This window comes from Streptomyces sp. 5-10, from assembly GCF_014712245.1.
GTDB lineage: Bacteria > Actinomycetota > Actinomycetes > Streptomycetales > Streptomycetaceae > Streptomyces > Streptomyces violaceusniger.
Genome location: NZ_JACVYG010000010.1, coordinates 126,335 through 151,341, shown reverse-complemented (window position 1 = coordinate 151,341; position 25,007 = coordinate 126,335). Strand labels below are relative to the sequence as shown.

The window sequence follows — 25,007 nt, the reverse complement described above, 5'->3', positions numbered from 1 at the left end:
GCGCGCGATGAATGAAATTCAGGCTGCGATCAGGTCGATCATCGTGAACGACTTGTTCTGCGAGATCCCCGAATCCGAGATAGGAGTCGACGACGGCCTGCGGAACGTACTGGCACTCGACTCACTCGGCTTCCTCGAGTTGCGTGTCACCTGCGAGGAGCGGTTCGGCATCGAGATCTCCGAGGACGACTTCACTCCGGAGAACTTCACCAGCATCCGATCCATCTCCGACCTGGTTCTCCGCCTGCGTGAGACCCAGCTCGAAACGACCTGAGCCCATGACGTCCGCAGAGGACCTTCCGCGAAGCGAGCTGCCTGATATGACTCACGGACATGACAGCGACACGGTCGAGTCCTGGTTCGACCGCACGATGCACATGGACCAGTACGGAACGCGGCTTCCGTTCGGCAGCCTCGGTGCCAAGGGGCTGACTCACCGCTTCGTGGAGCTGAGCGGTGCCGACCGGGGGCGGGAGCTGAACGTCCTCGATGCGAGCGGTGGTTACGCCAGCGCGTGTCTGGGGGCCGGCTCACCAGTGGTCGGCTCGGCTCTCTCCCGCGCCGTGGCGGAGGCGGGCTATGTCACCGACGAGATCCACTCATGGGAACGCTCGAAACTGCTCGAACTCCTCTTCAGCGGGGGCGGGTTGTGGGCCGAGCAGTTTCCGGCCGACGAGTACCACGTCGCCGGTCGCAATTCCGGGTCGGAGGGAATGGAGATGGCGCTGCGGCTGGCGCTGGAATCCCGCTTCGACCGCCGTCGCCTACAGCCCGCGGAAGGGCGGGGAAATCGGGACATCGTTCTCGCATTCGAGGGGGCGTGGCACGGTTGGACCGGTGGGTTGCTCCCGCTGCTGAACAAGAGGCACTACCGGATCGGACTGCCCTCCGTGGCACCGGAGCCGTACGGCCTCACCGTCCGGCACATCCCGTTCGGGCACTTCGACACGGCCCGCGAATTCTTCGCACGTCACGGTGACCGCGTACTCGCGGTGGTGATCGAACCCGTTCAGGGCGACGCCGGAATCATCGTGCCGCCCGCCGGCTATCTGCGTGAAGTCGCCCGGTTGTGCACGGACAGCGGGGCGCTCCTCGTGGCGGACGAGGTCCTCACCTTTGCCAAGACGGGCCAGTTCTTCGGCATGGCCGACGAGAACGGGCCGATTCCGACCGATGTCTCCGTGGTGGGCAAGAGCCTCGGGATGGGCGTGCTGTCCACGTCCATGGTCATCGCCCGCCGAAACCTGACCGTACGGGCCACCGGCGCCATTTCCACCTCGGACCTTCGCCCCCTCACCTGCGCGGTGATCCGGGCGGGCCTCGAACACATCCAGGCCGAGGGAATGCTGGAGAAGTCACGGGATCTGGGTGAGCACCTGGCCAAGCGGCTGGACGAGGAACTCGTCACCGTCTTCCCGGAGCTCTACACGGAGAGCCGAGGATCCGGCGTCATGCACGGCGTCGAGCTGACGCAACGCGCAGCCGACCGGTTGGGCGAATTCCGCGAGGCGATGATCCGCAGCGGTGTGTTCGTCGAATTCATGGGCGGCGCGGGTCGGCGTTCGGCGGGCCTCCGCTACGTCTTCCCGACCATGCGGGTCGCCCCTCCCATCATCTCCACCCTCGCGGACGCGGACGCGATCGTGGAGCGTCTGTCGGCCGGTTCCCGCCACTTTCTCGAGGTATCCGCGTGACCGCCCCAGAACCCGTACCGCGGGAATGGGCGGAGGTCCGTCGACGTGTGGAGCACGTCGACACCGACGCGTCCGGTGTCGTGCATTTCTCCCGATACTCCTCCTGGCTCGAAACCGCCGTGCTGGAGAATCTGGATCGCCTCGGCGCCGGGCTCGACGCCCTGGCTCGCGTGAATCTCGAACTGGCCGTCGTGGAACTGCGCATGCTCTATCACGCACCGGCCCGCTTCCTGGACCACGTCTGCGTCAGAGCCCGTGTCGAACGAGTCGGGCCCGCGCGCGTCCAGGTCTCCGGGGAGATCTCGCGGGAGAACCCCGGCGAGGTGCCGAGGTGCGCGTCCGGGAGCCTGCTGCTCGGCGCGGTGGACCTCTCGACCGGAGCACCCTCCCTGCTCCCAGAAAACATCGCAACCACACTGAAGGAGTGCACTGTCCGTGCAGAGGGTTGATTCCGCCCAGACGACAGAGTCGACAGAGCCGACAGCGCCGACAGCGCCGACAGCGCCGACAGCGCCGACAGCGAAGCGGACCATGGGCTTCACGGAGCTCAAAAGCTGGCTTCGCCACCGCCACCCGATGGTGTATCTGGACCGGATCCTCGACTACGAGACCGGGGTCCGGCTCCGGAGCAGCCTGTCGGTCTCCGGGACCATGGACGTGATCGCGGGACACTTCCCGGACCGGGCCGTCTTCCCCGCCAGCCATCTGACCCAGGCGTTCGCCCAGTCGGGCATCATCCTCTACCAGCTCAGCACCTCCCGCCTCACCGACGACGAGATCACCCTCATCGGCTCGGTGAAGGCGCGCTTCACCCGCGTCGTGGTCCCGGGCGACCGTGTGATCTTCGATGTGCGGAGTGACCGCATCAGGGGCAACACCTTCAGTTTCTCCTGCAGCGCGACCGTGGACGACCACCTCGTCGCGGCGTTCAAGGGCACGCTGGTGCGGTCCAAGATCGCGGACTTGGGCGAGCAGTTGTGGTGACGTCCAGCTCACCTCCGGCACCGGCGTCAACTCCCGCGTCGGCAGGGGAGAACGCGGACGTGTGGGTCACCGGCATGGGGTGGGCGACCGCGCTCGGATGCGGGCTGGAGGAGGTCTGGAGCGCTCTGCTGCACGGCCGTACCGGTGTCGACGCGGTCCCCTCCGAGCACCGGCTGCGCAACGGCGACGCCGCGGTCGTCCGCGACCCTCCGCTGTCCATGACCCCGGTCGAGCGCCAACACCTCCTCACCCGCGACACCCTGGCCGCCGCGGTGCGCGACGCCGGACTCGAACTCACCGACGCACGCCTGCGGCCCGTGCTGGGCACCAGCTACGGACCGCACCTGGACACGGTCGGCGTACCGGCCCTGGACCGCTGGGCCGCCGATGCCGTACGGGCACTCGGCATCCCGAAGGCCCCGCTCTCGGTGACGACCGCCTGCTCCTCCGGCTCCGACAGCCTCCTGGTCGGCGTGGAGCTCATCCGCAGCGGTGCGGAGGACCTCTGCGTCTGCGGAGGAGTGGACGTCCTCACCCCGGCCAAAAGACTCGGGCACTCGGCGCTCGGCACCATGTCGCCCACCTCGCTCCGCGCCTTCGACGCCGGCAACGACGGCACGATCCTGGGGGAAGGCGCGGCGTTCCTCGTCCTGGAATCCAGCCGGTCGGCCCGTACCCGCGGGGCTCGGGCGCACGGTTTCCTCATCGGCACCGGCTCGGCCAATGACGCGGTGAGCCCCGCGGCCCCCGACGCGACCGGTGACAGCGTCGTACGGGCCGTCAGCAAGGCACTGCGCGGCGCGGCCCGTGGTGTGGCGGACGTGAACGTGGTCAACGCCCACGGCTCCGGCACTCCCGCGAACGACGCCGTCGAATCCGTCAGTTACACAAGGCTGTTCGGCACCGGCGGCCAGGCGCCAGGCACCCCTACGGTGTTCGCCACCAAGGGGGCGTTCGGCCACACCCTCGGGGCGACCGGTGCGATCGAGGCCATCACCGTACTGCTGGCTCTCCGTGACCGCACGGTGCCACCAGTCCACGGCCTCACCACGCTCCGTCCGGACTTCCCGCTGCCGGTGCCGAAAAGCCGGCCCGCCACGTTCACCGGCCGACTCGGGCTGAGCGTGACCCTCGGCTTCGGCGGCTTCAACACCTGCCTGGCCTTCGAGGGAGCACCATGAACGCCTTCCCGGCCTTCGGGCCATACGCCATCTGTCCGCCGGACACGGCGGACGTCGCCGTCGTGGGCCACGGGGACGCCTCCCGGGAACAGCTGACGGCTGTCCGCAGCCGTATCCCGTCCCTGTACGCCGACCCGCTGGCCTGGCTGGTCGCGGACGCGGTCGAGAACGCGCTGTCGGAGTGCGCCGCCGATGTCCTGGCCTGCCGCGAAGACGTCGCCGTGATCCTGGTGAGCGCGCAACTCACGCTGCACACCATGGACGCGGTGGCGCGTTCGCTTCCCGCCCCACGCGTGTCCCCGCTGCGCTTCGCGGGCGCGAGCCCGGGCAGCGCGGGGAGTCTGCTCTGCCTGCTGCACGGCTTCAAGGGATCGTCCCTGACGTTCTCGATGACACCCGAGGACGGTCTGCCCGCCGCGCGTACGGTCGCCCGTTCATGGCTGCGCTCCGGTGCCGCCCCCTACGTGGTGCTCTGCGCCCACCAGAGGCACGAGGGACAGGGGCACTCGGTGCGCTGTGCCGTGCTGGCCCCCGCGGTCAGCGTCGCGCACGCCGGGGATGTCGGCCGTGCCGCGGCAGGCCGGGGGTGAGCGCCATGCCGACGGACTCCCTTCCGGACGCGGACGTGATCGAGACGTTCCTCGACAGCACGGTGGACGTGCACGGGCACGGTCCGCCCCGGCCTCTGGCGGCCGCGCTCGACGACCTCGCCGGGACGGTCGTGGGCGCGGGGGCTCCCGTCCTGATCGCGATGCCCAACGGTACGTCCCTCCTGACGGCCTTCTTCGCGGTGCTCCTCCACGGTGGCGTGCCCGTTCCCCTGGCACCGGCGTCGAGTTCCGCCCGTCTCACCGAAGTGGCCCGCCGGCTCGGCGCAAGTGCCCTGATCGCGCCGAGGGTTGACGCACGGCGCTACGGCGCGGCGCCCCCGCGCCCGTTCGGCGACGCCGATCTGCTGCCCCTGCCGTGGGGCGAGCGGCGGCACTACTCCCGTGGTGAAGTCATCCTGATGACCTCGGGCACCTCCGGTATCGCCAGTGGGTGCCTGCACGCCCTCGACTCGCTGCTGGAGAACGCGGCACGGCACGCGAACGCCGTCGGCCAGCGGGAGGGCGACACAGTGCTGCTCAACCTACCGCTGCACTACTCGTACGCTCTCGTGGCGCAGGCCCTCGCCGCGCTGGTCCGCGGCTCACGCCTCGTCATCACGGGTCCGCCGTTCACTCCGCGGACCTACGTCGAGGCGCTGCGCACCCACCAGGTCGCCCTCTCGTCCCTGACCCCGGCCGCGGTCGCACGGTTCATCGAGCAGGACCTCGCCCTGCCGGGCACACTGCGCACCCTGACCGTGGGGGGAGACCGACTGCCACCGGCCCACGTGCAGAGGCTGCTGGCGTCCCGGCATGGACTCGAGCTCTACCTCACGTACGGCCTCACCGAGGCCGGCCCACGGGTCACCACTCTGGCGGCGCACCGCGAACCGCCCCGCCGGTACGCGTCCAGCGGCCTTCCGCTGCACGGAGTCCGTACGCGGCTGCGGCCGTCCGGTCTCGCCGACGGCTCCCAGGAACTCCTGGTGGAATCCAGCACGGTGCTCCGCCGCAGGGTGCCGGACGACCAGAGCAGTCCGCTGGTCGCACCGGGGACCATCGCCACCGGCGACCTCTTCACCATTGACGAGGACGGATACCACTACATCCAGGGCAGACTCTCCGACTTCATCATCGTGGGCGGCGAGAAGGTCTGGCTTCCTTCGGTCCGCGCCGCCGCCGAGGCCATCCCGGGCGTGCGCCGGTCCACGAGCCGGGTGCACGCGGAGAACGGCGAGCACCGCTACGAGCTCGACGTGTACGTGGACCACCCGAGTCCGGCGCTGGCCGCGGACATCAAGCGGACCCTCTACCGCCTTCTGCTCCGCAACGAGCGGCCGCACCGCATCACCGTACGGCCGGCGCGGACCACCGACTGGCACAAGTGACAGCGCCCATGGGCCGGTTCGGGGCCGGGTTGTGGGCCCGTGCGGGACCGTGGTGCGGCGGCCGGCAACGGCTACTGCCGCACCTCGTGGCGGCGGCCAGGGGCTCCGGCTCCTGGGGCACCTCGGAGATATGCGCCAGGTCGCTGAGATCTCCGTATCCGCTCCACGGGACCTCCATGGACCCACACCCCGCTGAACGCCCGCTTCGCCCGCACACGACGGGCCTTGGGTCACCGCGACGCCCACGCCTTGCCGGCGGGCTGGACGGTGTCCTCGCGCGGGGTGGTCCTCCGGGTGCGGAAGGACCACAGGACGTACAGGGCCAGGCAGTAGCCGAGGAGTTGGACGGAGAGATAGCTCCCGGTCCCGCCGCTCTCCACGACGGGAAGCAGCACCAAGGGCGCGACGAACATGCCGAGGCCGTGCGCGAGCGACGTGGCGGCGGCATAGCCCTCCACCGCGCCCGGCGGAGCGGTCCGGGTGACGAGCGGTTGGACGCTGGGGGCGATGAGGCACTGCCCGACGGCGAACACGAGGCCGAACAGGACTCCCAGCAGCAGTCGTCCACGCGGCGCGGGGACCAGCAGGGCGCCCGCCAGGAAGGCCAGCGCCGCCATCCAGGCCACGATCGCCACCGACAGGGCACCTGTGTAGCCGACGCGCTCGACGGCACGCAGGGCGAGCCCCTGAAAGGCGATGATTCCGGCGGTGTTGCACGCGATGACGACGCTGATCGCCACCACCGAGAGGTGCGCGTCGCGCAGTACGGCGGGCACCACGGACTCGAACTGGCCGAGTCCGAAGATCACGAGGGCCGACTGGAGCACCAGCAGACGCAGGAACACGGGATCACGCAGGGCGGCGGAGCGCCTGCCCGGCGCGGCGGCGGCCTCGGTGGCGCTGGACACCGTGTCCCGTGGCTCCACGCGTGTCCGCCTGAGGCGGACCAGCATCACCCCGTACACCAGGTAGCTGGCGGCGTTGGCCGCCAGGCACACGGTGTAGCCATCGTCACCGAGCCGCTCGACGGCCTGGCCGCCCAGCAGCGAACCGACCGTCATCATCAGTGCAGAGGCGCGGTGTTGGCCGGACAGCACACGGCTGAACGCCGCGTCGCCGAACGCCCTGGTCAGCAACGGGGTCTGGACCGCATAGTAGATGCCGGTGCCCGCACCGGACAGGCAGGCGGCGGGCACCGTGACCGCCATCGAGTCCGCCGCCGTGAGCCAGGTCGCGCCCGCGGCCTGGAGGACGGTGGCGGCGACCGCCGTCGGGCCGGGTCCCCGGACACGGCCGATCCAGGCGGCTAACGGATTGACCACGAGCCCGGAGAGCGCGAACAGCGCGAAGTAGAGGGAGACACCCGAGGTGGACACGCCGAGCGTCTCCCGCAGGTAGGCCACGATGAGGGGCAGCATCAGACCGCTGCCGAACGCGGTGGCACTCCAGCCGGTCAGGAACCCCCCGTAGCCGGGCAACGACGCGCGCGTGGATGTGGACCCTTGGGCAGAAGGCATACAGAAGTATCCAAACCGAGGCAGAACAGGACAAGCTTGACCATATCCTGTTGACCTGACGGGTCGTCGGGTCCCTGTCGCTGAGCACCCCAAAGGCAGCCCAAGGACGTGGGGCGAGCGGATAAGGACCTGGCGGGGAGGGTAACAAATCACCGTACCGACGAAGCACGGCGGGAGAGTTATGAGTGAGCAGCGACGTGCGCGTTCCGCCCAGGGCTTGAGGATGCGGGTCTTCGGGACGATGGTCGCTTTACACGGGACTCGGGAGCTGTCGTTAGGTGCCCCGCGCCATCGGGCGCTGCTGGGACTCCTGATGGTGCGGCTGAATCAGGTCGTCCCCGTCCCCCAGCTCATCGAGGAGTTGTGGGGCGACCGTCCGCCCCGACGCCCAACGGCCGCCCTGCACACGTACATCTGCCATCTGCGCCGTGCGCTCAGCTTCGGCGCGAGGCCGGGAGGCCCGTCGATGCTGGTGCGCCACCAGTCGCCCGGCTACGTCCTCGCCCTCGACCCGGACCAGGTCGACGCCCACCGGTTCGAGCGGTTGGTGAGCCAGGCACGGCGCGACATGGCGGTCCAGAACCACCGGGTGGCGCAGGACCGGCTCAGCGCCGCCCTGGCGTTATGGCGGGGCGCCCCCTACCTGGAGCTCGTCGACTACGCCCCGATGGCCGAGGAGAGCGCCCGGCTGGAGCAGGCGCGGCTGGCCGCCGTGGAGTTGCACGCCGAGGCGTCCCTCGCGCTCGGGGAGAACGACGCCGTCGTGGCGCGGCTCCTTCCGGAGTCCCAGCGGCACCCGATGCGCGAATGCCTGATCGCTTATCTGATGACCGGCCTGTACCGGCTGGGCCGACAGGCCGACGCGCTGCAACTGTTCGAGCGGACGCGTGCGCACCTGGCGGAGGAGCTGGGAGTGGACGCCGGCGCCGAACTCCAGCGGGTCCACGCCGCCATACTGCGGCAGGAGCTGCCATTCGGGGACCGTCCCGCCACGCGTGTGGACGTGACCACGAGCGAGGACCGGGCTGACGCGACGGCCTCACCGCAGGCGGAACACCCCACGGGTGGCGGCCACAAGGACATGGTGACGTACGGCGCGCGGACGGCCCGGTCGGCCCTCTCCCATGAGCGGGCGGAGCCGGGTGCCGGGGCTGCGGTTCCGCACACTGCCGGCGTCCCGCACAGTACCGCCGTTGGGCACAGTGCCCGGGTTCCTCACGCTCTGACATCGTTGCCATTCGTCGGCCGCACCTATGAGTTGGCCGTACTCGGCGCCTGGGCGGACGCCGCCCTCTCCGGCGAGGGCGGTCTGGCCGCAGTGACGGGCCAATCAGGGATCGGCAAGACCGAGTTGACGGTGGAAGTCACGCGTGGGGCGCGGGAGGCCGGGCACGAAGTGATCGGCGTCTCCTGCCCCGGGAAGGACGGTCCGGCGTACGGGGTGTGGGCCCGGATACTGCGGCAGCTCTCCCACACACGCCCCGAGGCCTTCCGTACGGTTAGCGCACGGTACAGCGGTCTGCTCGGTGGCCTCCTGTCCGACGTGCCGTCAGACGCGGCGGAGGACGTGCAGCCGCCCTTCCTCGTCGAGGACGCCGTGTGCGTCATCCTCGTAGCGCTGGCCCGGCAGAAGCCGTTCCTGCTGGTGCTGGACGATCTGCAGTCGGCCGACTGCTCCTCCCTGAACCTGCTGCACCTGCTCACGTGCAGGTTGCCCGAGGTACCGCTGGGCGTCCTGGTGACCAGCGCCGACCCGGGCCCGGCTTCCGAGGGCACACCGCAGACGACGCTGGACCATCTGCTGAACAGCGCCCGGACGTTGATCCTGCGGCTGGGCGGCCTCTCCGAGCAGGCGGTCGCCGCACTGGTGGCCACTCACGTCGACGCCGACGTCGATGCCGAGGCGACGCTGGCGCTGCACAAGCGCAGCGGGGGCAGCCCGTGCGCTCTGCGCCGGCTGTTGTAGCCGGCCTGAGGAAAGTCCGCGCGAGGGCGTGTCCGCTCTACTCGCTCGCGAAGCCCGCGTCCATGGCGCCTGTGAGCTACAACGGGCGAAGACCCCACCGCGGACGCCAACTCAAACCGCCCCGACCCGACCATCCCATCGCCGACCTCTCACAAGAACGGATCAAGCGTCGACCCGCCCTCGGAGGACTGATCAATGAGTATGAACGGGCCGGATAAGTTCGCAGGTCAGTGCGGCGGCCCTGTTTCGGAACCCCATAGGCAGACGTCCTTCAAAGATGCCGTCATGAGCAGCCCTCAAGGAGGCGAACAGGCCGTGCCGCAGGTCACGCGAACCTCACGCAGCGGCCACAGTCGGCGGCAGTCCACGGTCAGCACCTTGTCACGCTCGCGCGCAACGCCCTATTCGGGTGGCCTGCGGGGGGCAGCCCACATGTGTCGCGGACTCACCCCGCCTCGATCGCCCACATCAGGAGTGGAAACGACATCGCGCCGAAGCCCCCATGGACAGACCCGCGATCGCGCGCCGGTCGGCGGCGTGGAGCCCCCGCGCGAGGATCTGCGAGAGCTCCACCAAGTGGAACGTCTCCCAGCCCGGCTTGCTACCCGCACCGCGGGCCCACCAGTCCGTGTAGAAACCGAGCGCTCCGCCATCCGGCATGACGACCAATACGTCGCGCTTGCGGACCAGGCGCGCGACGTCGCTGTGCCGCGCCCAGTCCGTGTAGTCGCCGTAACCGCCATGGAGAAGGTAGAGCACCGGCCATGAGGCGCCGGCCCGCGAGCCGAACCGATTCGGAAGGATGATGCGCACCGACGCGGTGTGGCCGAGCGCAACCGAATCGATCGTGATGTCCACCGTGCGCGGGTCAAGGCGAGCGAAGGCCCCTCACACCGGCCGCGCAGCACACGCGGCGGCCCCGGAGGCGGAGCAACCCCGTGCAACGCGGCCAGCAGATAGATCACGAAACCGCACCGAAACACCAGGCGGGCGCTGCCCTCTTCGCGCGGTGGACTCAGTGGACCGTCGGGGCCGGCGGCGCGACCGCCTCGCACAGCTCAGCGGCCGCCTGGGCGACGAGCTCGGAGAGCGTCGCCTCCGGCTCGGCCAGCCAGCGTGACGTGGCGCGCCGGGAAATCGCAATCGCCACGTCGATGATGAAGCGTGCCGCGCCGGGCTCGACGCCGCGGCGCTCGAGCGCCCGCGCCAGCGCGTCGGCGATGTGGGCAAGCTTGATCAGGTCGCGCTCGGCCAGCGCCGGGTTGGCGGCGATCACTTTGATACGGCGCAGCAGAAACTCGCGCGGGCGAAAGATCTCATCTGCGGTCCCCAGCGCGGTCAGCAGCGCCTCGAACGGCGTGAGGCTCGGGTCGGCCGCCTCGACCTGGGCGACGAGGTGGGCCTCGAGCTTTTTGTCGGCGAAGAGCACTTCCCGTTTGTCGGGGAAGTAGCGGTAGAAGGAGCGCTCGGTCAGACCGGCGGTGCGCGCGATCTGTGCGACCGAGGTGCGCTCGAACCCCTGCGTCTCGAACAGGTCGAGCGCCGCGCGCTCGAGCCGGCCCTGTGCGTCGGACTCCCATCGTGGCATGCCGACCAGGATATGACAGCAGACGCTGTCGTCACGGTGCTACCTTCAATGACAACAGATGCTGTCATCGGCAGGAGATCGTCATGAAGGCTCTTCAGTTCGACCGATTCGGATCCCCGGATGTGATCGTGCTCCGCGACGTCCCGAAGCCGGAGCCGGGACCCGGCCAGATCCGGATCGCCGTGCGGGCGTGCGGCCTGACCCCGGCCGACTGGGCGGTGGTCGACGGCCTCTTGGCCGACCAGTTGCCGCCGCTGCCGCGCGGGCTCGGGTTCGAGGTCGCCGGCACCGTCGACGCGCTCGGTGAGGGCGCCACCGGTGTCGAGATCGGCGACGGTGTGTTCGGCCCGGCGCCCTTCGACGGCCCGACGGCCGGGGCCGCCGAGTACGCGCTGATGTCGGCCTGGGCGCGCATTCCCCAGGGCGTCACCGCCGAACAGGCCGCCGCACTGCCGGTGGCGGCCGAGACGGCGTGGCACGCGCTCGACGACCTCGGCGTCCAGCCGGGCGAGCTGCTGCTCGTCCACGGCGCGGGCACCACCGTGGGCGAGGCGGCGGTGCGCCTCGCGCTGCACCGGGGCGTCCGCGTGATCGCCACCGCCGGGCCGACCCGGGCCGCCGCCCTGGAAGAGATCGGCGCCCACGTGACCGGCTACGGCGACGGCATGGCCGAACGCGTCGCCGCACTGGCCGCAGGCCGCGTCGACCGCGCCCTGGACACAGCCCCGACCGGCGGCCGGATCGACCGCGCCGACCAGGCCGGCCCGGCCAGCGGCTCGCTGCCGACCCTGACCGCGCTGACCGGGGATCCCGACCGCGTCCTCACCGTCTCGGACTTCGCCGCCGCGGCCGAACTGGGCACCCGGATCACCCAAATCGACCTGCGCTACGACCTGATGGATGAGTTCGCCCGGCTGGCCGGCGAGGGCATCCTGGCCGTATCGGTCGCCCGCACCTACACCCTCGACCAGATCCAGGAGGCAGCCGAGCTCAGCCAGTCCCGCCGATCCGGCGGCAAGCTCATACTCGCCCTGTGATCGCCTCGCTGGCCTGGCCAGACGAGAGTGTTCGACAGCGGTCCGAGCAGATAGGCGCGGGCAGTCGCTCACGGTTCCACCCGCCCGAACCCGCCCGCGATCCGGGTTATGGCCTGGTCTGACATCGCCCGCCACCGGACAGGCTTTTACGCCAAGGCCCGTGGCCACCCACGATCTTCAGAAGTCCGCACAACCTCCTATGATCACGCGGTGGCCGTACCCGTTCCCAGACTGAATCCCTACAAGATCGCGAAGTCACACTGGAGTATCAGGGCGTGTCTCTCCGATCGGGTGACTCATGCGCCGACGGCGCCGCCGTTGACCTCGGCCACAGCCCACGCGTGGTCAGCCGCGGCCGAGCAGCGGCTCGGCCGTCGGCGAGGTCGCTGCGAGCGTGACAGCTCCCAGCGGCGTAGGAGTCCGTCGAGTATCAGCACGATGGTGAAGTCGAAGCGTTCGTGGTCGGTGCCCGAGGTGAACTCGGCGGCATAGCGCGTGGCCCGGCCGATCAGGCGCTCACCGTGCGGGGTGAGGCGGAGGCCACGCCTGCTGCGGATGAACAACACGCAGTTTCGGCGTTCGATTCCGCTGATGGCGGGAGTCGCCTTGGGGCTCGCCTCGATGGCCGCCGCGGCCGACACGGGGCTCGGCGGTGCTCTGCTGGCCGTTCCCTGGTTGCAGGTGGTCATGAAGCTGGCCGCGGGGCTCTACCTGCTGTGGCTGACGGTGGGCACCGCGCGTGCGGGCGCCCCCGGCAGTCCGGGGGCTGCCGCCCGGCCTGTCGGGTTTCTGGGCGGCGTGTGGATGCTCTGGCAGAACCCCAAGGGCTGGACCATGACACTGGGCGCCGCGACCTCGTTCGCCGCTCTGGCCACCGGCCCGGCCGAGCTCGCCGTGTCAATCTGCTGTTGGTCGGGCTGCTCGTCGCCTCGATCGCGGCCTCGATCGCGCTGATATGGATCTAGCCCGCAGAGACGGTCGGAGCCCGGATTCGCCTTCGTCCGATCCCACGTATGTGCCGTTGTGTGCTCACCGGCCGCTTCGATCCGTACGAAATAATAGCGGTGCATCTGCCCAGCGGCGGTCAACTCGATATCCATCGTGCAGGCCAACGCCGCACGGCCCTGACCTGCACGAAAGGACCGATCAGCGCTCCCTTCCGCACCACTCCTCACCTCACCAAAGACCCCCGCCTGCACCACCCTGAGCACCCGCCAACGACCGCCAAAGAGCCACGGACAACTACGAGACATCTCCAGGCGCGAGGGGCGGCCGTGCCTGCTGTCCGGGGGATGGCGAACCCCGGCGCGAGCCGAACGCACCGGGGTTCGACGACAGGCTCAGTACCGCGTGGGGAACAGCTGGAGGCTGGCCCTATTGCCGGAGACCGACTTCACCCAGATCTTCAGGTTGTTGAACTTGACGGTGCCGCCCGGGCTGGTGCTGCCGCTGAGGCTCCCGCCCGCGGCCGACATCTTCACGGACCGGGAGCTTACGCTCGTGATCTTCAACTTCCCGAACCCGAACTTGCGGCTGTCGACCGTGATGGTCTTGGGCGCCGACACGGTGGTCTTGCACCGCCCGTCGTAGCAGGGCCCGTTGGCAGCAGACGCCGCCGGCGTCATCAGGCCGAACGCGAGTGTGCCCCCCATGGCCAGCGTCACGGCGGTCGTCGCGGCCCGTCGGCGCGTACCGGAACTCATCTGTTGGACCTCCTGTGTTCAAGGGGGAATCTTGCTCGACTTTCCTATCCCGCCGGGCCCGGGACCCCTCCCGGGGAGACATCCGAGCGCCGACGTGGTCAACGCCGCGCGACGCCTCACGCCGGCGCCGTATGCCGTATGCCGTATGCCGTATGCCGTATGCCGTATGCCGTATGCCGTATGCCGTCCAGAAGTGCAGGTCAAGGTCGCTGAGGACGGGATCGCCGGACGCACGTATCGGTTCCACCGCCGTCTCCTCAAGCGGCCAGGCCCCAGCGGCCACTCCACTCACCACGACGCCGAAGAGCACCGGCCCACGGGAGCTGTGTCGCGTGGGCGGCCTCCGCTTCCCGTAACTCGGTCTGAAGAGCCTCCACCCGCTGCCGGGCGGCGCGTTCCCGCTCCTTCAGCAACCCCATGCCGGCGGTGGTGGGTGGCAGGACGCGGACGTGGATGAAGTAGACGCGGACGCTGGAGATTTCGGTGTATGGGGCCATGCGTCGAGGGCGCCGTAGGTGGGGTAGTTCGAGGAGCTTGCCGGTGACATTACAGATGTCGACCAGGCGTGGTCCATGGGAGAGTTGGCGGGGCGGGGAGCGGCGGGGCATACCGGGTTCACGGGCACCCGCCTGGTGGTCGACCGCGCCTCGGGCTGCTACGTGGCACTTCTGGCGAACACCGTCCACCCCCGCCGCCCCGGAAACAGTGCCCGTCGTGTGGCGGCGGCGCTGGTCCGCGCACTGAGGCAGCAATCCCGCATAGTTGTGGGACGGAGACGTTCTGGCGGTTGGTCCGACCGGGTCCCACGGTTAGCCTATGCCTCTCGCTGTACCAGCGGCCGCGCTGATCCACCGCTCCAAGGAAGACTTCGTGACGAATCTCCAGGACCCACAGGATATTCCGGACCCTCAGGACATGCCCGACGGCACGGGCTCGGTGGTGCCGCCTCCCGGCTGCCCCGCCCACGGCGACGCCTCGCCGTTGTACGGGCGGCAGTTTCTGCGGAATCCGACCGAGAGCTACCAGCGGATGAGGCGCGACCACGGGCAGGTCGCCCCGGTCCTGCTCGAGGCCGACATCCCCGCGTGGCTCGTCCTCGGCTACCGCGAGATGCGCCAGGTCCTCGGCGACACCCAGACCTACGGCCGTGACCCCCGTCGCTGGAACCGCTGGGACGAGGTTCCGCCCGACTGGTCCCTCATGCCCTGGGTGGCCTACAGTCCCATGATCCATTTTACGGAGGGGGACGAGCACCGGCGGCGCTCGGCGGCCGTCAGCGACGCTCTCTCCACCGTCGATCCCTTCGAGTTGCGTGCGCACTGCGAGCGCTTCGCCGACGGTCTGATCGACGAGTTCGCCGGCAGCGGCAAGGCGGACCTGGTGTCCGACTACGTCTACTCGGTGCCCGCCCTCGCCGTGGGCATGATGTTCGGCCTGCCCGAGGACCAGCTCGAGGACATGGCGCAGGCCCTGACCGCGAGCCTTGACGCCAGCGGGGACGCCATCTCGGCCCAGCAGCGGGCCGCCGAGATAGTGGGGCCGCTGGTGACGGCCAAGCGTGATGCGCCGGGCCCGGACATCACCTCCCGGTTCATCCAGAACTCCCCGAACCTCACCGACGAGCAATTGGTCGGAGACATCATGGTGATGATGGTCGCGGGCTTTCCCGCCACGTCGTACTGGATCGGCAGCACCGTCCGGCTGATGCTCACCGACAGCCGGTTCGCCGTGACCCTCGCGGGCGGCCGAAGGAGTATCGGCGAGGCCATGGCCGAGGTGCTGTGGGCGGACTCCCCCGTCCCGAACGCCATCGGGCGCTTCGCCATTCGGGACACCATGCTCGGAGGTCAGCGCATCCGCACCGGTGACCTCCTCGTCCTCGGCCTCGCCGCCGCGAACATGGACCCGCTGCTGTGGCCCGACACCACGGCGGGCTTCGCCGGGAACAACGCGTATCTGTCCTTCACCGGCGGCGACTACGGATGCCCGGCGGGGGCGCCCGAGCTGGCCAGGATCATCGCGGAGACGGCGATCGAAGTGCTGCTCGACCGGGTTCCGGATCTGACCCTGGCCGTCGAGCCCGAGGAGCTCGAGTGGGTTGACTCCCTGTGGTGCCGAGCCCCGTCCAGCCTTCCCGTCACCTTCACCCCTACGCACATCAACGCGGGCTAGGTGTGTCGCCCCGGCACGTCGGTGACGGGCGACGCGCCGTGAGGGGTGCTTGAACGGAGCGAGGGGTCGACCACGCGCACCGCTTCGTCCGCACCCAGGTCATTCCCACTCGCCGAACGACGACAGCCACCCCCAAATCAGCGACAGAGTCACTTTCAGTGCTGGAGCCACGAACGGTCACCAGGCCGCTGAGGCCGTGCGGTGCCGTCTCGATTGGAAGTACTGCCTACGGCCTGTCCGGCGGATCTTGTCGGCGAGCACGGGGGGGTGCCGTGAGCGTAGAGGCCCACCCGGTGACCACGTCCACCGGGTGGGCCGAAAGGCACTGCGAGCACCGGGAAGTGATGGGCGATCAGTGCCGGGTGCTGAGTTCGGTCGCGGGTTCTGGCCGCGCGCCGGCCGCTGGGGACTTGGCCAACCGCTCGCCTTCTATGTCGACGTTGGGCAGGACGCGGTCGATCCAGGCGGGCAGGGACCACGCCCGGCGGCCGAGGAGGGTCAGGACCGCCGGCACGATGGTCATGCGGACGATGAAGGCGTCGAGGGCGACGGCGACCGCGAGACCGAGCCCGAGGGCCGCGATGACAGAGTCGGTGGAGCTCATGAAGCCCGCGAACACGCAGATCATGATGAGGGCCGCGGCTGTGACCACCTTGGCGCTGTGCTCGAAGCCCGTGACGACGGCCTGACGCGGATCGGCGCCGTGGACATATGCCTCGCGGATGCGGGTGACCAGGAAGACCTGGTAGTCCATGGCCAGGCCGAAGACGATGCCGACGGTGAGGATGGGCATCAGGCTCATGATCGGCCCGGGCTGTTCGACGCCGAACAGGTCCTTCAGCCACCCCCACTGGAAGACGGCTACCACGGCGCCGAGCGAGGCCAGGACGGACAGCAGGAAGCCCAGTGCCGCCTTCAACGGCACGAGCAGGGAGCGGAAGACGAGGATCAGGACCAGGAAGGCCAGTCCGACGACGACCAGGAGGTAGGGCATCAGGGCGGCGCTGAACTTGTCGGAGACGTCGATGTTCAGCGCGGCGGTGCCGGTGACCATGCTCTGGGCGCCGATGGAGCGCTCCGTCGCCGTCGCCAGGGAACGGATGTCGTTGACGAGGTCCTTGGTCGCGTCGTCGGACGGCGCGCTGTCGGGGATGACGGTGATGATGCCCGTGTCACCGGAGGGGTTGAACACGGCGGGGGTCGCCACGGCCACATCGTCCAGTTCGCGGATCTTCGAGCCCATGGTGGCGGCGGCCTTTTTGGCGGTGGCCGCGGCCCGGTCGGTGACGACCACGGTCAGGGGGCCGTTGAAGCCCTTTCCGAAGGACTGCGCGAGCATGTCGTATGCCTTGCGCTGGGTGGTGGACGGCGGCTTGGAGCCGTCGTCGGGCAGGCCGAGCTCCAGACCGCTGACCGGGAGCGCCACCACGATCAGTGCTGCCACAGCGGGGACGAGAACCCGTACCGGTCGGCGCACCACCGCCGTGACCCACCGTCGGCCGAACTGCGCCTTGGCCTCACGGCTGTCGCGGCCCTCCGCGCGGTCGCGGGAACGTCCACGGACGCGTTCGGGGGCGAAGCCGAGCATGGCCGGGATCAGCGTGATGGCGACGAGGACGGCGACGGCGACGGCTCCGGCGGCGGCGATGCCCATGGCGGTCAGCACCGGGAGGTTGACCACGGCCAGGCCGACGAGGGCGATCATGACGGTGAGGCCGGCGAAGACGACGGCCGACCCCGCGGTGCCGTTCGCCCGGCCCGCCGCCTCGCGGGCGTCGTGGCCCGCGGCACGTTCGGAGCGGTAGCGCGAGACGATGAACAGCGCGTAGTCGATCCCGACCGCGATGCCCAGCATCGAGGCGAGTGCCGAGGTGCTGCTGTTCAGATCGAAGACCGGGCCCAGCGCTGTGACCGCGGAGAGGCTGATGGCCACTCCGACCACGGCCGTCAGCAGCGGAAGACCTGCGGCGATCAATGAGCCGAGGGCGATGAGGAGGATGACCGCCGCCAGGGCGAAGCCGATGGCCTCGGCCGAGGTGCCTTCCTCCTCCGTGGCGACCGCGTTGCCGGAGGCTTCGACCGTCAGCCCGGTCTTCCTGCCCTCGCTCAGAGCGTCGTCGAATCGCTCGTGGTCACGATCGGTGAGCTCTGCGGGCGTGATCCGGTAGGTGACCGTGGTGTAGGCGGTCGCGCCGTCCTTGCTGACCGTTCCGCTCTTGAAGGGGTCACTGACGGTAGCGATCCGGGAAGAGGAGGCCGCCAGGTTCTTCAGGGTCGTGGCCACCGAGGCATGGTTGCCCTTACTTGTGATCTTTTCCCCGTGCGGGGCCCGCAGCACCACGCGGGCGGTGGCGCCGCTCGCGTTGGCCTCGGGGAATTTGTCGCCCAGCAGGTCGTTCGCGCGTTGTGACTCGGTGCCGGGCAGGGTGATGGCGGACGTCGAACCGCTGGTGGTCTGCGCGGCGGCGGCGCCCACAGCGGCAACGACGATGCCCCAGAAGAGAAGCACCAGCCAGCGCCGCTTGAAAGCGGTCCGACCGATCCAGTGCAAGAAGGTGGCCATGAGGGTGCGGAAAACTTTCTACTCATGCGATGTTGGGACGGGAGGTTGGGACAGGGACGTGCCGCACACGCCGCTTCCTTGGACGGCGCGCTGGGCACAGGCCGACCCTTGGTGAATGTCGCCGACCGCCCGCGATCACCATCGTCGGCCCGGCGCACGGGGCGGCACGTCAGCCCTACGTACCGTGTGGGCGCGCGGCTGTCGGTCGTTCGGCCGACAGCCGCGCGCCCACCCACCCTCCTACGCTGAACATCGTGGATCGACATCTTCCGCGTACCCCGCACGTCAGACGACTGATCACCGTCAGCGGCCTGTTCGCGTTCGTTCTCACCTGGCTGGCGGACATCACCGTGGTCAGGAGCGATTCCATGACGTTCGGAACCGTCTGGCTGCCCGTCGTGGCCTCCGGCCCCCTGATCGCCCTGGCCGTCGCCGAGACCCGCTGGTCGCCGTCGCTGGGCACGTGCGTCGCCGCCGCGGTGTCACTGTCCTTGGCGCTGACCGCTTGGAGCGTGATCGCGCAGAGCACCATGGCGTGGTGGGGAGCACTGGAGACATTGGGTCTGCTGTGCATGGCCCTGCGCACCTCAGCCCAACCCGGCCGGCCGGCCGCCGCGGTGGCGGAGACCGTCCTGATCAGCGTGACCGTACTTCTGCTGCCCCTGCGGGCCGGGTCGTGGCAGGCGTTCACCGGCGGCGGCTATGTGCTGACCGTCGCGCTCGCCGTCTTCATCACGCTCGGCTATACCATCCGAGCCCTGGAAGCGCGCAGAGAGCGCACAGCCCGCGAGGTCCGCTACGGGGAGCGCCTCGCCCTGGCCCGCGATCTGCACGATCTCATCGCCCATCACATGACCGGCATCATCGTGCAGGCCAACGCCGCCTTGTCCATCCAGGCCGCCGCACCGGAGAAGATCGAGCCCATCCTGCGCAACATCGCCGAGGCCGGTGCCGAGACCCTGGAATCCACGCGCCGTCTGGTCCGCGTCCTGCGCGAGGAGGGCAACACGCCATTGCGACCCGGCGACTTGCTCACCGATCTCGGTGACCTGGTGTCCGCCCACTGCGCCGCCGCGTCGCCCGGCTCCGGGCCCTCCGAAGCCGATACGGCCCGCCTCGAAGCCACAGCGGCAGCGCGGGTGGCCCGACTGCGCCCCGAAGTGGAGACCTCCGCCCACCGCGTGGTCCAGGAAGCCCTGACCAACGTACGCCGCCACGCACCGGACGCGCACACCACCGTCCGCCTGGACGCCGACACCGAGCGACTGCGCGTGACCGTCACCAACACTCCACCGCACCGCAGGGCGCTCACGCCGGCCGGGGGCCGGGGCGGCTTCGGCCTGCTCGGGCTCCAAGAGCGCATCGAGGCCCTCGACGGCACCCTGCGCGCCGGGCCGCTGCCCGACGGCGGCTGGGAAGTCTCCGCCGCCCTCCCGCTCGTACAGTCATGACCCCGGGCCGAGCCCTGCCCGAGCCGGGCCCCGGCGAAGCGGCCCGGGCCATCTCGACGCGGCCCAGCCCCGCGATGATAGGAACGGTCAGTGCACGAACCCCAGATTGACGTCGTCATCGCCGACGACCAGGAACTGGTGCGGATGGGATTCAGCCTGATCCTTGGTGTGCAACCAGGGATCACGGTGGTCGGTGAGGCGGCAGACGGTGTGGAGTGCGTCGAACTCGCGCGTCGTCTGCGTCCCCGGGTCGTGCTGGCCGACATTCGTATGCCGCGACTGGACGGGCTGGAGGTTGTGCGACAGCTGGCCGGTCCCGGCGTGGCCGATCCGATGAACGTCGTCGTGATCACCACATTCGACCAGGACGACTATGTGCGAACCGCGCTGCGCAACGGCGCATGCGGTTTCCTGCTCAAGGACGCCTCTCCCGCCCTTCTGGTGGAGGCCGTCCAGGCGGCGGCGCGGGGGGACGCCCTCGTCTCCCCCGCGGTCACCGTGCGGCTCCTGCGGAGGCTGGAAGCGACGGAACGCGGGGTGGCGCAGGCGGCCGCGGCGTCCGATGCCGCCGGCCTCAGCGAACGGGAGCGGGACATCGTCCGGCTGGTGGCCGTGGGGCGCACCAACCAGGAGATCGGCGATGAGTTGTTCCTGTCGCTGTCGACGGTGAAAACGTACCTGGGACGCATCCAGGCCAAGCTCAACGCCCGCAACCGGGTCGAGGTAGCGGCCTGGGCCTGGGAACATGGAGCAGTCCGCGGGAGCCGATGAGACAGCCGGTCGCGACGGACACGGTCCAGGCGTGCTCGGCGTATGAAGGCAGCCACCGTCTCGTCCTCGCCCTGGAAGAGTCGGTGAAGATGGCTGACCGAGATGTTGTGCGCGGCAGCGATGGTGCCCGGCGTCAGGTCGGGGTCATGCAGGTGATGTCCGATGATCGCCCGGATGCGCAGCGGGACCCGCCGTCCCCGCTCATCACGACACAGACCGACGCCACCCGGGCCACCGTCGGCTCCACCCGCACCTACCCCGGGGCCGACACCACCACCGACGTCGCCGTGAGCCGGGACCGGCTGCCGGTGACCAACTCCCAGATGTACACCTACCTGGTCCTCGCTGGAGGCGGTGACGGTCTCCTCATCGGGGAACGGGTAATCGTTGACCTGGTCGCCGCGCCGGGGCCGAGGGCCGACCAGCCGTCGCGGTGGAGCGGGGTGAGACGGTGGGTGACTGCGGGCCGGGGGTGAGGGCCCTCTTCTACGTCTTCGGTCCGGGTGTTGTGGGGCTCTGGCGCCGACGAAGCGGCTTCGGTCGTCGCCGATCTCGGCGAGCACGCGGGCTCCGAGCAGAGGCCCAGGCCGGGGTCGGAGCGCGATGTTCCCTTTCGTCGCATCCGGTGTCCGACTTTCGTCGTACCGGTGTCCGACCGAGGGCTGATGCAACACCCCACGCGCCTGGGCCAAGATCTTCCGCATGACCTCAGACTTCCGCGCCGACAAGGCCCTGCGCACTGCCTTCGGCCCGGTCTACGCAATGCGCCACGTCAGCACACACATCCTGCTGGCCTGCATCAGCAAGGACGAACGGGTCCAGGAGTTCCTCGCCTCGTACGACCTCACGACGCACGTGATCCGCAGGGGCGTCGGGGAGATGGACGAGGAGCCCGGAAGGGTCGAGGTTCCGTTGGCCGAGCAGGAGGACCGCTCGCTCACGCTCAGCACGGCCGGGGCCNAGGACCGCTCGCTCACGCTCAGCACGGCCGGGGCCGCGGCGCTCGCCCGGTGCCAGGAGCAACCGTCCGTGACCGGTCAGGGCGCCGAGCGCTCGCCGGCCGATCTGCTGGTGGCCATCCTGGACGACCCGTCCTGCGGAGCGGTGAGCTACCTGAACGGATGCGGGGTCGACGTCGTCGCGCTGCAGCGGGCCGTGCGGTCGGGACAGGTCCCTGCCGTGGAGGACGCCGTCCCGCCGGAACTGCGCTCCACCCGCGACGCCTTGGTGGGCCGCCGCCGCTACAAGCCTCGTGAGCTGGGGCAGTTCTGGACGACGCTGCTGGTCAAGGTAATGCCGTTCAACGCCGCGGCGCACCCGGTGCTGTGGGCGCGCCTGGAGGCCGGGGAACTCGCCAGACAGCACGGTGGGAAGGTCCGCACCGACGATGTCCTCCTGGGCATGCTGCGGACGTACGCGGTCGCGCAGGCTTACCCCCACCTGACGAAAGAGGCGAAGGCCGACTACGACGGGGGCCGGGTCCTGGTCGAGACGGGGGTGGACCATGAACGGGTGCGTGCGGTCATGGCGAGTACAGACCTCGGCCAGGACACGGTGCCGCCGCGCGAGTTGCTCAAGGACACGATGGCCGGCGGTACCTCCGACCTGCTGGACCGGCTGCTGAGCGAGCCGGGCAACCGCAGTGTCCGGCTGTTGGCGGCGCTCGATGTGGAGCCGGCCGGTCTTCGGCGCCCCGCCGGTTCCTGACCACTGCTGCATTCTCGACAGCGGACACCTGGGTGACCACCGCTTCTGCCAGGTCGTCGCTCAGAATCACGCCTGCCACCGCACCGGCCGACGCGGCTCGTACCTGTCCAGGGTGCGGGCCGCGTAGGCGATCGTGACGACCGCGATCACCCAGGCAGCCGGCACCCGCAACTCGCCCGTGGTGTCCCAGGGACAGGGTCGCGTCATTGCCGCGCCAGCTTCGCCAACCAGGGATGTCCGGGATGAACACGCGTCAGCCACCCGCTGAGAACGTCACGCCGCGCCTGGCTCAGCAGCGGCAGGACCCCGTCGAAGTCCGCTTGATCCTGCGGGGACGGGCGCGGTGCGCGGGCCTGTTCCAGCCGCTCGTAGTAGTTGACCGACACCCCGGCCAGTGCGGCCACCTCTTCGCGGCGCAGTCCGGGAGTGCGCCGGGCACGGGGGCCCGGTGGGTGGATGGCCGTGGCCGGCACCCGGTCCGGGGGCAGTGCCTCCCGTCGGCGGGTGGTCCACGGCACGTGAAGGGCCGCCCGGGGAGGTAGCACAGGGCGCCCTTGCCGGGTCCGGGCGTCCCGGTTCGACTGGTTGGCCCGCACCATCCGCTCGTACGCGCCGGTCATGGGCTCGCTATGGCAGGCGTCCGCACACCACCGGCAGTACCCGCGCACCACCGCAAGACCTCCGCAAACCCATACCCACTGCCCGCGTCGCGCAAGTGGTCGGTTCGTATTCGTACAGTGGTGTCCGTTTCGGCATGAGGGTTGTGCCAGGGGTGCTGGTCGCGGAGGTGGCCTGACGCGGCGCTCGGCGCGGCGGCGCACCGCAGACCGTGCTGCGGTGCGCCGCGGGAGGGGGCGTGCGGGTGCCAGCCGCTCACGCGGGCTCGGGAACCCGGCGCCGGGAGGCGACGACCACGAGGCCGCCGATGACGGCGAGGCTCATCAGGACGGTGGCGAAGACGGTCGCGCCGTTGGTCAGCCCGACGGCGTCGCTGAGGTAGCCGGCCGAGACCGGCAGGATGCCCGCCGGTACGTAACCGCCCACGTTGAGGGCCGCGTTGGCCTCGGCGAGCCGCTGTGCCGGGACGGTGGAGTTGAGCAGGGAGAGACCGCCGAGCTGTCCCATGCCCTGGCCGGCGCCAGCCAGCAGCGCGGAGGCGATCAGGACCGGGACCGACGAGGTGCGCACAGTGGTGACGAGTGTGACCATGCTGAGCGTGGTGCTGACCGCTCCGGCGGTGAGGATGGTGCGCCGGGGCAGCTTCTGGACCGCGAACTGCACACCGGTGGCGGCCAGGAACATCACGAACGCCATGGCTCCGGCAAGGATCCGGCTGGTGGTGCCGAGCAGTCCGGCCAGCAGTGACGGACCGAGCGAGAGCACGAACGACGTCGCGGTGATGCCGGGCGCGAACACGGCGATGCCGAGGGTGAGTTGCACGCCGTTGCCGTGCGGTACGCCGGGCACGCGGATCCAGGCGCCCTTGGCGGGGGCGGCGGGGCGTCCTACGGGCATGCGCAGCACAGCGAGGAGCGCGGTGGCGAGCAGCGCCATCTCGACGATGAAGACGGTGACGGTCGGGGCGGGCAGGGTCTCGGACAGGATGCCCGCGAGGAGCGGGCCGAGGCCGGCCCCGAAGACCATGGCGCAGGAGGCGAGCAGGGCCGCGAGCCGCTTGCGGTGCGGGCCGGCGACGTCCGTCACGGCGGCCATGCCCGCGGAGACGACCGCGCCGACGGCGATGCCGGTGAACAACCGGGCCACGATCAGCGCGGCCACGGTGGAGGCGGTCGCGAAGACGAGGCAGGCGGCCAGGGCGAGTGCCAGGGCGGGCAGGAGGACCGTCCTGCGGCCGAGCCGATCGGACACGACGCCGGAGATGAGCAGCGACCCGAGCAAGCCGACGATGTAGAAGGCGAAGACCACGGTCAGGGTCCCCTTGGAGAACCCGATCTCGCGCTGCCACAGCACATACAGCGGAGTGGCCGCGTTGGACAGGATGAAGACCGCGGTCACCGGCCAGGCGGCCAGCCAGACCCACCAGGTGGGAGCGGGGGAGGTACCCGCCTCCGACGGTCGGCCCACCCCAGAACCCCGCTCGTCCACCGCCTTCACGGGCGCCGTTCGACTCTCCAACATGACAGGTTCCTTCCGCGAGTAAAGCAGTACGAGTTTTCTCGAACATAGCATGTAGTACGATCGGAGTCGTACATAGGATTCGGGTCATGAGGAGCCACCTATGCCTTCGACGGCGCGTCCAGTGTTCGTGCGAGTGCCGGATATCAAGGTGCTGCCGGAGCCCGCGGAGCTGCCCGAGCCGCTGCCCGAGCCCGCAGTGGAGGACCTGCGCCTGGAGACGGTACTGGGGGCCCTGAGCGACCCGCTGCGCCTGCGCATCGTGCGCAAACTCCTCCTGGAGTCGGAGCAGTTCGACCACACATGCGGCTGGTTCGGCCTGGACCGCCCCAAGTCCTCCCTGACCCACCACTTCAAGGTCTTGCGCGAGGCGGGCATCACCCGACAACGCCAGTACGGCCTGGAACGCCGCAGCCACGTCCGCGTCGACGACCTCAACGCCCGCTTCCCCGGCCTCCTGGACCTGATCGCGGCCTGGACGCCGGACGAGCCCTGACGCGACGGTTTTCCGGCGGACTACCGGCCGTTCTGCGCACCGCGCTGAGCACGGTGCATGATG

Annotated in this window: 25 protein-coding genes and 1 pseudogene; 16 read left to right on the top strand and 10 right to left on the bottom strand. The window is 69.9% G+C overall.

Annotation, left to right across the window (positions count from 1 at the left end; translation table 11 throughout):
* The first annotated feature begins 7 nt into the window (after positions 1 to 7).
* From amcB to amcH, 7 genes are all read left to right on the top strand, one after another.
* Positions 8 to 274 (top strand): cispentacin biosynthesis acyl carrier protein AmcB, encoded by a 267-nt coding sequence (gene amcB, locus IEJ02_RS15170; RefSeq protein ID WP_191065353.1) that lies wholly within the window; start codon positions 8 to 10, stop codon positions 272 to 274.
* A 46-nt stretch (positions 275 to 320) separates the two neighbouring features.
* The gene (amcC, locus tag IEJ02_RS15165) at positions 321 to 1,694 is read left to right on the top strand and encodes an amipurimycin biosynthesis protein AmcC (RefSeq protein ID WP_191065352.1); all 1,374 of its coding nucleotides are present in this window, start codon (positions 321 to 323) and stop codon (positions 1,692 to 1,694) included.
* Between the two features lie 47 nt (positions 1,695 to 1,741).
* On the top strand, positions 1,742 to 2,143 hold the full coding sequence (locus IEJ02_RS15160; RefSeq protein ID WP_317985802.1) for an acyl-CoA thioesterase: 402 nt from the start codon (positions 1,742 to 1,744) through the stop codon (positions 2,141 to 2,143).
* Between the two features lie 82 nt (positions 2,144 to 2,225).
* On the top strand, positions 2,226 to 2,678 hold the full coding sequence (gene amcE, locus IEJ02_RS15155) for a cispentacin biosynthesis cyclizing decarboxylase AmcE (RefSeq protein ID WP_086879709.1): 453 nt from the start codon (positions 2,226 to 2,228) through the stop codon (positions 2,676 to 2,678).
* A 59-nt stretch (positions 2,679 to 2,737) separates the two neighbouring features.
* Positions 2,738 to 3,859, top strand: a complete 1,122-nt coding sequence (gene amcF, locus IEJ02_RS15150; RefSeq protein ID WP_275559397.1) for a cispentacin biosynthesis acyltransferase subunit AmcF — start codon at positions 2,738 to 2,740, stop codon at positions 3,857 to 3,859.
* Entirely contained in the window at positions 3,856 to 4,449 is a 594-nt protein-coding gene (amcG, locus tag IEJ02_RS15145; RefSeq protein ID WP_191065350.1) for a cispentacin moiety biosynthesis protein AmcG, read from the top strand. The genes amcF and amcG overlap by 4 nt, the downstream gene beginning before the upstream one ends.
* 5 nt (positions 4,450 to 4,454) lie before the next feature.
* The gene (amcH, locus tag IEJ02_RS15140) at positions 4,455 to 5,837 is read left to right on the top strand and encodes an adenylate-forming 2-oxoglutaryl-ACP ligase AmcH (RefSeq protein ID WP_191065349.1); all 1,383 of its coding nucleotides are present in this window, start codon (positions 4,455 to 4,457) and stop codon (positions 5,835 to 5,837) included.
* Positions 5,838 to 6,067: 230 nt separating this feature from the next.
* Here the strand turns inward: amcH and IEJ02_RS15135 are convergent, their stop codons facing one another.
* Complete coding sequence (locus IEJ02_RS15135; RefSeq protein ID WP_191065348.1) at positions 6,068 to 7,315, bottom strand: MFS transporter; 1,248 nt, start codon at positions 7,313 to 7,315, stop codon at positions 6,068 to 6,070.
* Positions 7,316 to 7,535: 220 nt separating this feature from the next.
* On the opposite strand from IEJ02_RS15135, the gene IEJ02_RS15130 reads away from it, so the two are divergent.
* Positions 7,536 to 9,320 (top strand): ATP-binding protein, encoded by a 1,785-nt coding sequence (locus IEJ02_RS15130; protein WP_317985801.1) that lies wholly within the window; start codon positions 7,536 to 7,538, stop codon positions 9,318 to 9,320.
* Between the two features lie 468 nt (positions 9,321 to 9,788).
* Here IEJ02_RS15130 and IEJ02_RS15125 read toward each other — a convergent pair whose 3' ends face one another.
* Positions 9,789 to 10,178 carry an alpha/beta hydrolase gene (locus tag IEJ02_RS15125; RefSeq protein WP_191065346.1) on the bottom strand — a complete coding sequence of 130 codons (390 nt, stop codon included), beginning with the start codon at positions 10,176 to 10,178 and terminating at the stop codon, positions 9,789 to 9,791.
* A gap of 157 nt (positions 10,179 to 10,335) precedes the next feature.
* Positions 10,336 to 10,908: a TetR/AcrR family transcriptional regulator gene (locus IEJ02_RS15120; protein ID WP_191065345.1), complete on the bottom strand. Its 573-nt coding sequence runs from the start codon at positions 10,906 to 10,908 to the stop codon at positions 10,336 to 10,338.
* Positions 10,909 to 10,991: 83 nt separating this feature from the next.
* On the opposite strand from IEJ02_RS15120, the gene IEJ02_RS15115 reads away from it, so the two are divergent.
* Positions 10,992 to 11,945, top strand: a complete 954-nt coding sequence (locus tag IEJ02_RS15115; protein ID WP_191065344.1) for an NADP-dependent oxidoreductase — start codon at positions 10,992 to 10,994, stop codon at positions 11,943 to 11,945.
* 296 nt (positions 11,946 to 12,241) lie between these two features.
* Here IEJ02_RS15115 and IEJ02_RS48555 read toward each other — a convergent pair whose 3' ends face one another.
* Positions 12,242 to 12,511 carry a hypothetical protein gene (locus tag IEJ02_RS48555; protein WP_223863843.1) on the bottom strand — a complete coding sequence of 90 codons (270 nt, stop codon included), beginning with the start codon at positions 12,509 to 12,511 and terminating at the stop codon, positions 12,242 to 12,244.
* Here IEJ02_RS48555 and IEJ02_RS15105 point away from each other — a divergent pair.
* Positions 12,501 to 12,899: a LysE family translocator gene (locus IEJ02_RS15105; protein ID WP_191065343.1), complete on the top strand. Its 399-nt coding sequence runs from the start codon at positions 12,501 to 12,503 to the stop codon at positions 12,897 to 12,899. The two genes, IEJ02_RS48555 and IEJ02_RS15105, sit on opposite strands and share 11 nt — an antisense overlap.
* A 386-nt stretch (positions 12,900 to 13,285) precedes the next feature.
* Here IEJ02_RS15105 and IEJ02_RS15100 read toward each other — a convergent pair whose 3' ends face one another.
* Together IEJ02_RS15100 and IEJ02_RS15095 are read right to left on the bottom strand one after the other, a co-directional pair.
* Positions 13,286 to 13,648 carry a hypothetical protein gene (locus IEJ02_RS15100; protein WP_191065342.1) on the bottom strand — a complete coding sequence of 121 codons (363 nt, stop codon included), beginning with the start codon at positions 13,646 to 13,648 and terminating at the stop codon, positions 13,286 to 13,288.
* Positions 13,649 to 13,905: 257 nt separating this feature from the next.
* The gene (locus IEJ02_RS15095; RefSeq protein ID WP_191065341.1) at positions 13,906 to 14,145 is read right to left on the bottom strand and encodes a hypothetical protein; all 240 of its coding nucleotides are present in this window, start codon (positions 14,143 to 14,145) and stop codon (positions 13,906 to 13,908) included.
* Between the two features lie 57 nt (positions 14,146 to 14,202).
* Between IEJ02_RS15095 and IEJ02_RS48550 the strand changes: the two are divergent.
* Both IEJ02_RS48550 and IEJ02_RS15090 read left to right on the top strand, forming a co-directional pair.
* Positions 14,203 to 14,394, top strand: a pseudogene (locus IEJ02_RS48550) (esterase); the annotation flags it as partial.
* A 169-nt stretch (positions 14,395 to 14,563) separates the two neighbouring features.
* Positions 14,564 to 15,820: a cytochrome P450 gene (locus tag IEJ02_RS15090; protein ID WP_191065340.1), complete on the top strand. Its 1,257-nt coding sequence runs from the start codon at positions 14,564 to 14,566 to the stop codon at positions 15,818 to 15,820.
* A gap of 352 nt (positions 15,821 to 16,172) precedes the next feature.
* On the opposite strand, the gene IEJ02_RS15085 is transcribed toward IEJ02_RS15090, so the two are convergent.
* On the bottom strand, positions 16,173 to 18,383 hold the full coding sequence (locus IEJ02_RS15085; RefSeq protein ID WP_191065339.1) for an MMPL family transporter: 2,211 nt from the start codon (positions 18,381 to 18,383) through the stop codon (positions 16,173 to 16,175).
* 254 nt (positions 18,384 to 18,637) lie between these two features.
* On the opposite strand from IEJ02_RS15085, the gene IEJ02_RS15080 reads away from it, so the two are divergent.
* The 3 genes from IEJ02_RS15080 to IEJ02_RS50390 all read left to right on the top strand — a co-directional run bounded on the left by IEJ02_RS15080 (position 18,638) and on the right by IEJ02_RS50390 (position 21,081).
* Entirely contained in the window at positions 18,638 to 19,834 is a 1,197-nt protein-coding gene (locus IEJ02_RS15080; RefSeq protein ID WP_191065338.1) for a sensor histidine kinase, read from the top strand.
* A gap of 90 nt (positions 19,835 to 19,924) precedes the next feature.
* Entirely contained in the window at positions 19,925 to 20,605 is a 681-nt protein-coding gene (locus tag IEJ02_RS15075) for a response regulator (RefSeq protein WP_191065337.1), read from the top strand.
* On the top strand, positions 20,602 to 21,081 hold the full coding sequence (locus IEJ02_RS50390; protein WP_191065336.1) for a hypothetical protein: 480 nt from the start codon (positions 20,602 to 20,604) through the stop codon (positions 21,079 to 21,081). The genes IEJ02_RS15075 and IEJ02_RS50390 overlap by 4 nt, the downstream gene beginning before the upstream one ends.
* 1,297 nt (positions 21,082 to 22,378) lie before the next feature.
* Here the strand turns inward: IEJ02_RS50390 and IEJ02_RS15060 are convergent.
* The 3 genes from IEJ02_RS15060 to IEJ02_RS15050 all read right to left on the bottom strand — a co-directional run bounded on the left by IEJ02_RS15060 (position 22,379) and on the right by IEJ02_RS15050 (position 24,451).
* Positions 22,379 to 22,519, bottom strand: coding sequence for a hypothetical protein (locus IEJ02_RS15060; RefSeq protein ID WP_191065334.1), 141 nt, complete (start codon positions 22,517 to 22,519; stop codon positions 22,379 to 22,381).
* The gene (locus IEJ02_RS49880) at positions 22,516 to 22,932 is read right to left on the bottom strand and encodes a helix-turn-helix domain-containing protein (RefSeq protein WP_370467045.1); all 417 of its coding nucleotides are present in this window, start codon (positions 22,930 to 22,932) and stop codon (positions 22,516 to 22,518) included. Before IEJ02_RS49880 ends, IEJ02_RS15060 begins: the two co-directional genes overlap by 4 nt.
* A gap of 253 nt (positions 22,933 to 23,185) precedes the next feature.
* On the bottom strand, positions 23,186 to 24,451 hold the full coding sequence (locus tag IEJ02_RS15050; RefSeq protein ID WP_191065333.1) for an MFS transporter: 1,266 nt from the start codon (positions 24,449 to 24,451) through the stop codon (positions 23,186 to 23,188).
* A 100-nt stretch (positions 24,452 to 24,551) separates the two neighbouring features.
* On the opposite strand from IEJ02_RS15050, the gene IEJ02_RS15045 reads away from it, so the two are divergent.
* Complete coding sequence (locus IEJ02_RS15045) at positions 24,552 to 24,944, top strand: ArsR/SmtB family transcription factor (protein WP_191065332.1); 393 nt, start codon at positions 24,552 to 24,554, stop codon at positions 24,942 to 24,944.
* Positions 24,945 to 25,007 lie beyond the last annotated feature (63 nt).

What these genes read in the sequence shown, in the direction of transcription:
- amcB (WP_191065353.1), top strand. Translation starts at nt 8, where the DNA reads ATGAATGAAATTCAGGCTGCGATCAGGTCGATCATCGTGAACGACTTG.
- amcC (WP_191065352.1), top strand. Translation starts at nt 321, where the DNA reads ATGACTCACGGACATGACAGCGACACGGTCGAGTCCTGGTTCGACCGC.
- amcE (WP_086879709.1), top strand. Translation starts at nt 2,226, where the DNA reads ATGGGCTTCACGGAGCTCAAAAGCTGGCTTCGCCACCGCCACCCGATG.
- amcG (WP_191065350.1), top strand. Translation starts at nt 3,856, where the DNA reads ATGAACGCCTTCCCGGCCTTCGGGCCATACGCCATCTGTCCGCCGGAC.
- amcH (WP_191065349.1), top strand. Translation starts at nt 4,455, where the DNA reads ATGCCGACGGACTCCCTTCCGGACGCGGACGTGATCGAGACGTTCCTC.
- IEJ02_RS15130 (WP_317985801.1), top strand. Translation starts at nt 7,536, where the DNA reads ATGAGTGAGCAGCGACGTGCGCGTTCCGCCCAGGGCTTGAGGATGCGG.
- IEJ02_RS15120 (WP_191065345.1), bottom strand. Translation starts at nt 10,908, where the DNA reads ATGCCACGATGGGAGTCCGACGCACAGGGCCGGCTCGAGCGCGCGGCG.
- IEJ02_RS15115 (WP_191065344.1), top strand. Translation starts at nt 10,992, where the DNA reads ATGAAGGCTCTTCAGTTCGACCGATTCGGATCCCCGGATGTGATCGTG.
- IEJ02_RS15105 (WP_191065343.1), top strand. Translation starts at nt 12,501, where the DNA reads ATGAACAACACGCAGTTTCGGCGTTCGATTCCGCTGATGGCGGGAGTC.
- IEJ02_RS15100 (WP_191065342.1), bottom strand. Translation starts at nt 13,648, where the DNA reads ATGAGTTCCGGTACGCGCCGACGGGCCGCGACGACCGCCGTGACGCTG.
- IEJ02_RS15095 (WP_191065341.1), bottom strand. Translation starts at nt 14,145, where the DNA reads ATGGCCCCATACACCGAAATCTCCAGCGTCCGCGTCTACTTCATCCAC.
- IEJ02_RS15090 (WP_191065340.1), top strand. Translation starts at nt 14,564, where the DNA reads ATGCCCGACGGCACGGGCTCGGTGGTGCCGCCTCCCGGCTGCCCCGCC.
- IEJ02_RS15085 (WP_191065339.1), bottom strand. Translation starts at nt 18,383, where the DNA reads ATGGCCACCTTCTTGCACTGGATCGGTCGGACCGCTTTCAAGCGGCGC.
- IEJ02_RS50390 (WP_191065336.1), top strand. Translation starts at nt 20,602, where the DNA reads ATGAGACAGCCGGTCGCGACGGACACGGTCCAGGCGTGCTCGGCGTAT.
- IEJ02_RS15060 (WP_191065334.1), bottom strand. Translation starts at nt 22,519, where the DNA reads ATGACGCGACCCTGTCCCTGGGACACCACGGGCGAGTTGCGGGTGCCG.
- IEJ02_RS49880 (WP_370467045.1), bottom strand. Translation starts at nt 22,932, where the DNA reads ATGACCGGCGCGTACGAGCGGATGGTGCGGGCCAACCAGTCGAACCGG.
- IEJ02_RS15050 (WP_191065333.1), bottom strand. Translation starts at nt 24,451, where the DNA reads ATGTTGGAGAGTCGAACGGCGCCCGTGAAGGCGGTGGACGAGCGGGGT.
- IEJ02_RS15045 (WP_191065332.1), top strand. Translation starts at nt 24,552, where the DNA reads ATGCCTTCGACGGCGCGTCCAGTGTTCGTGCGAGTGCCGGATATCAAG.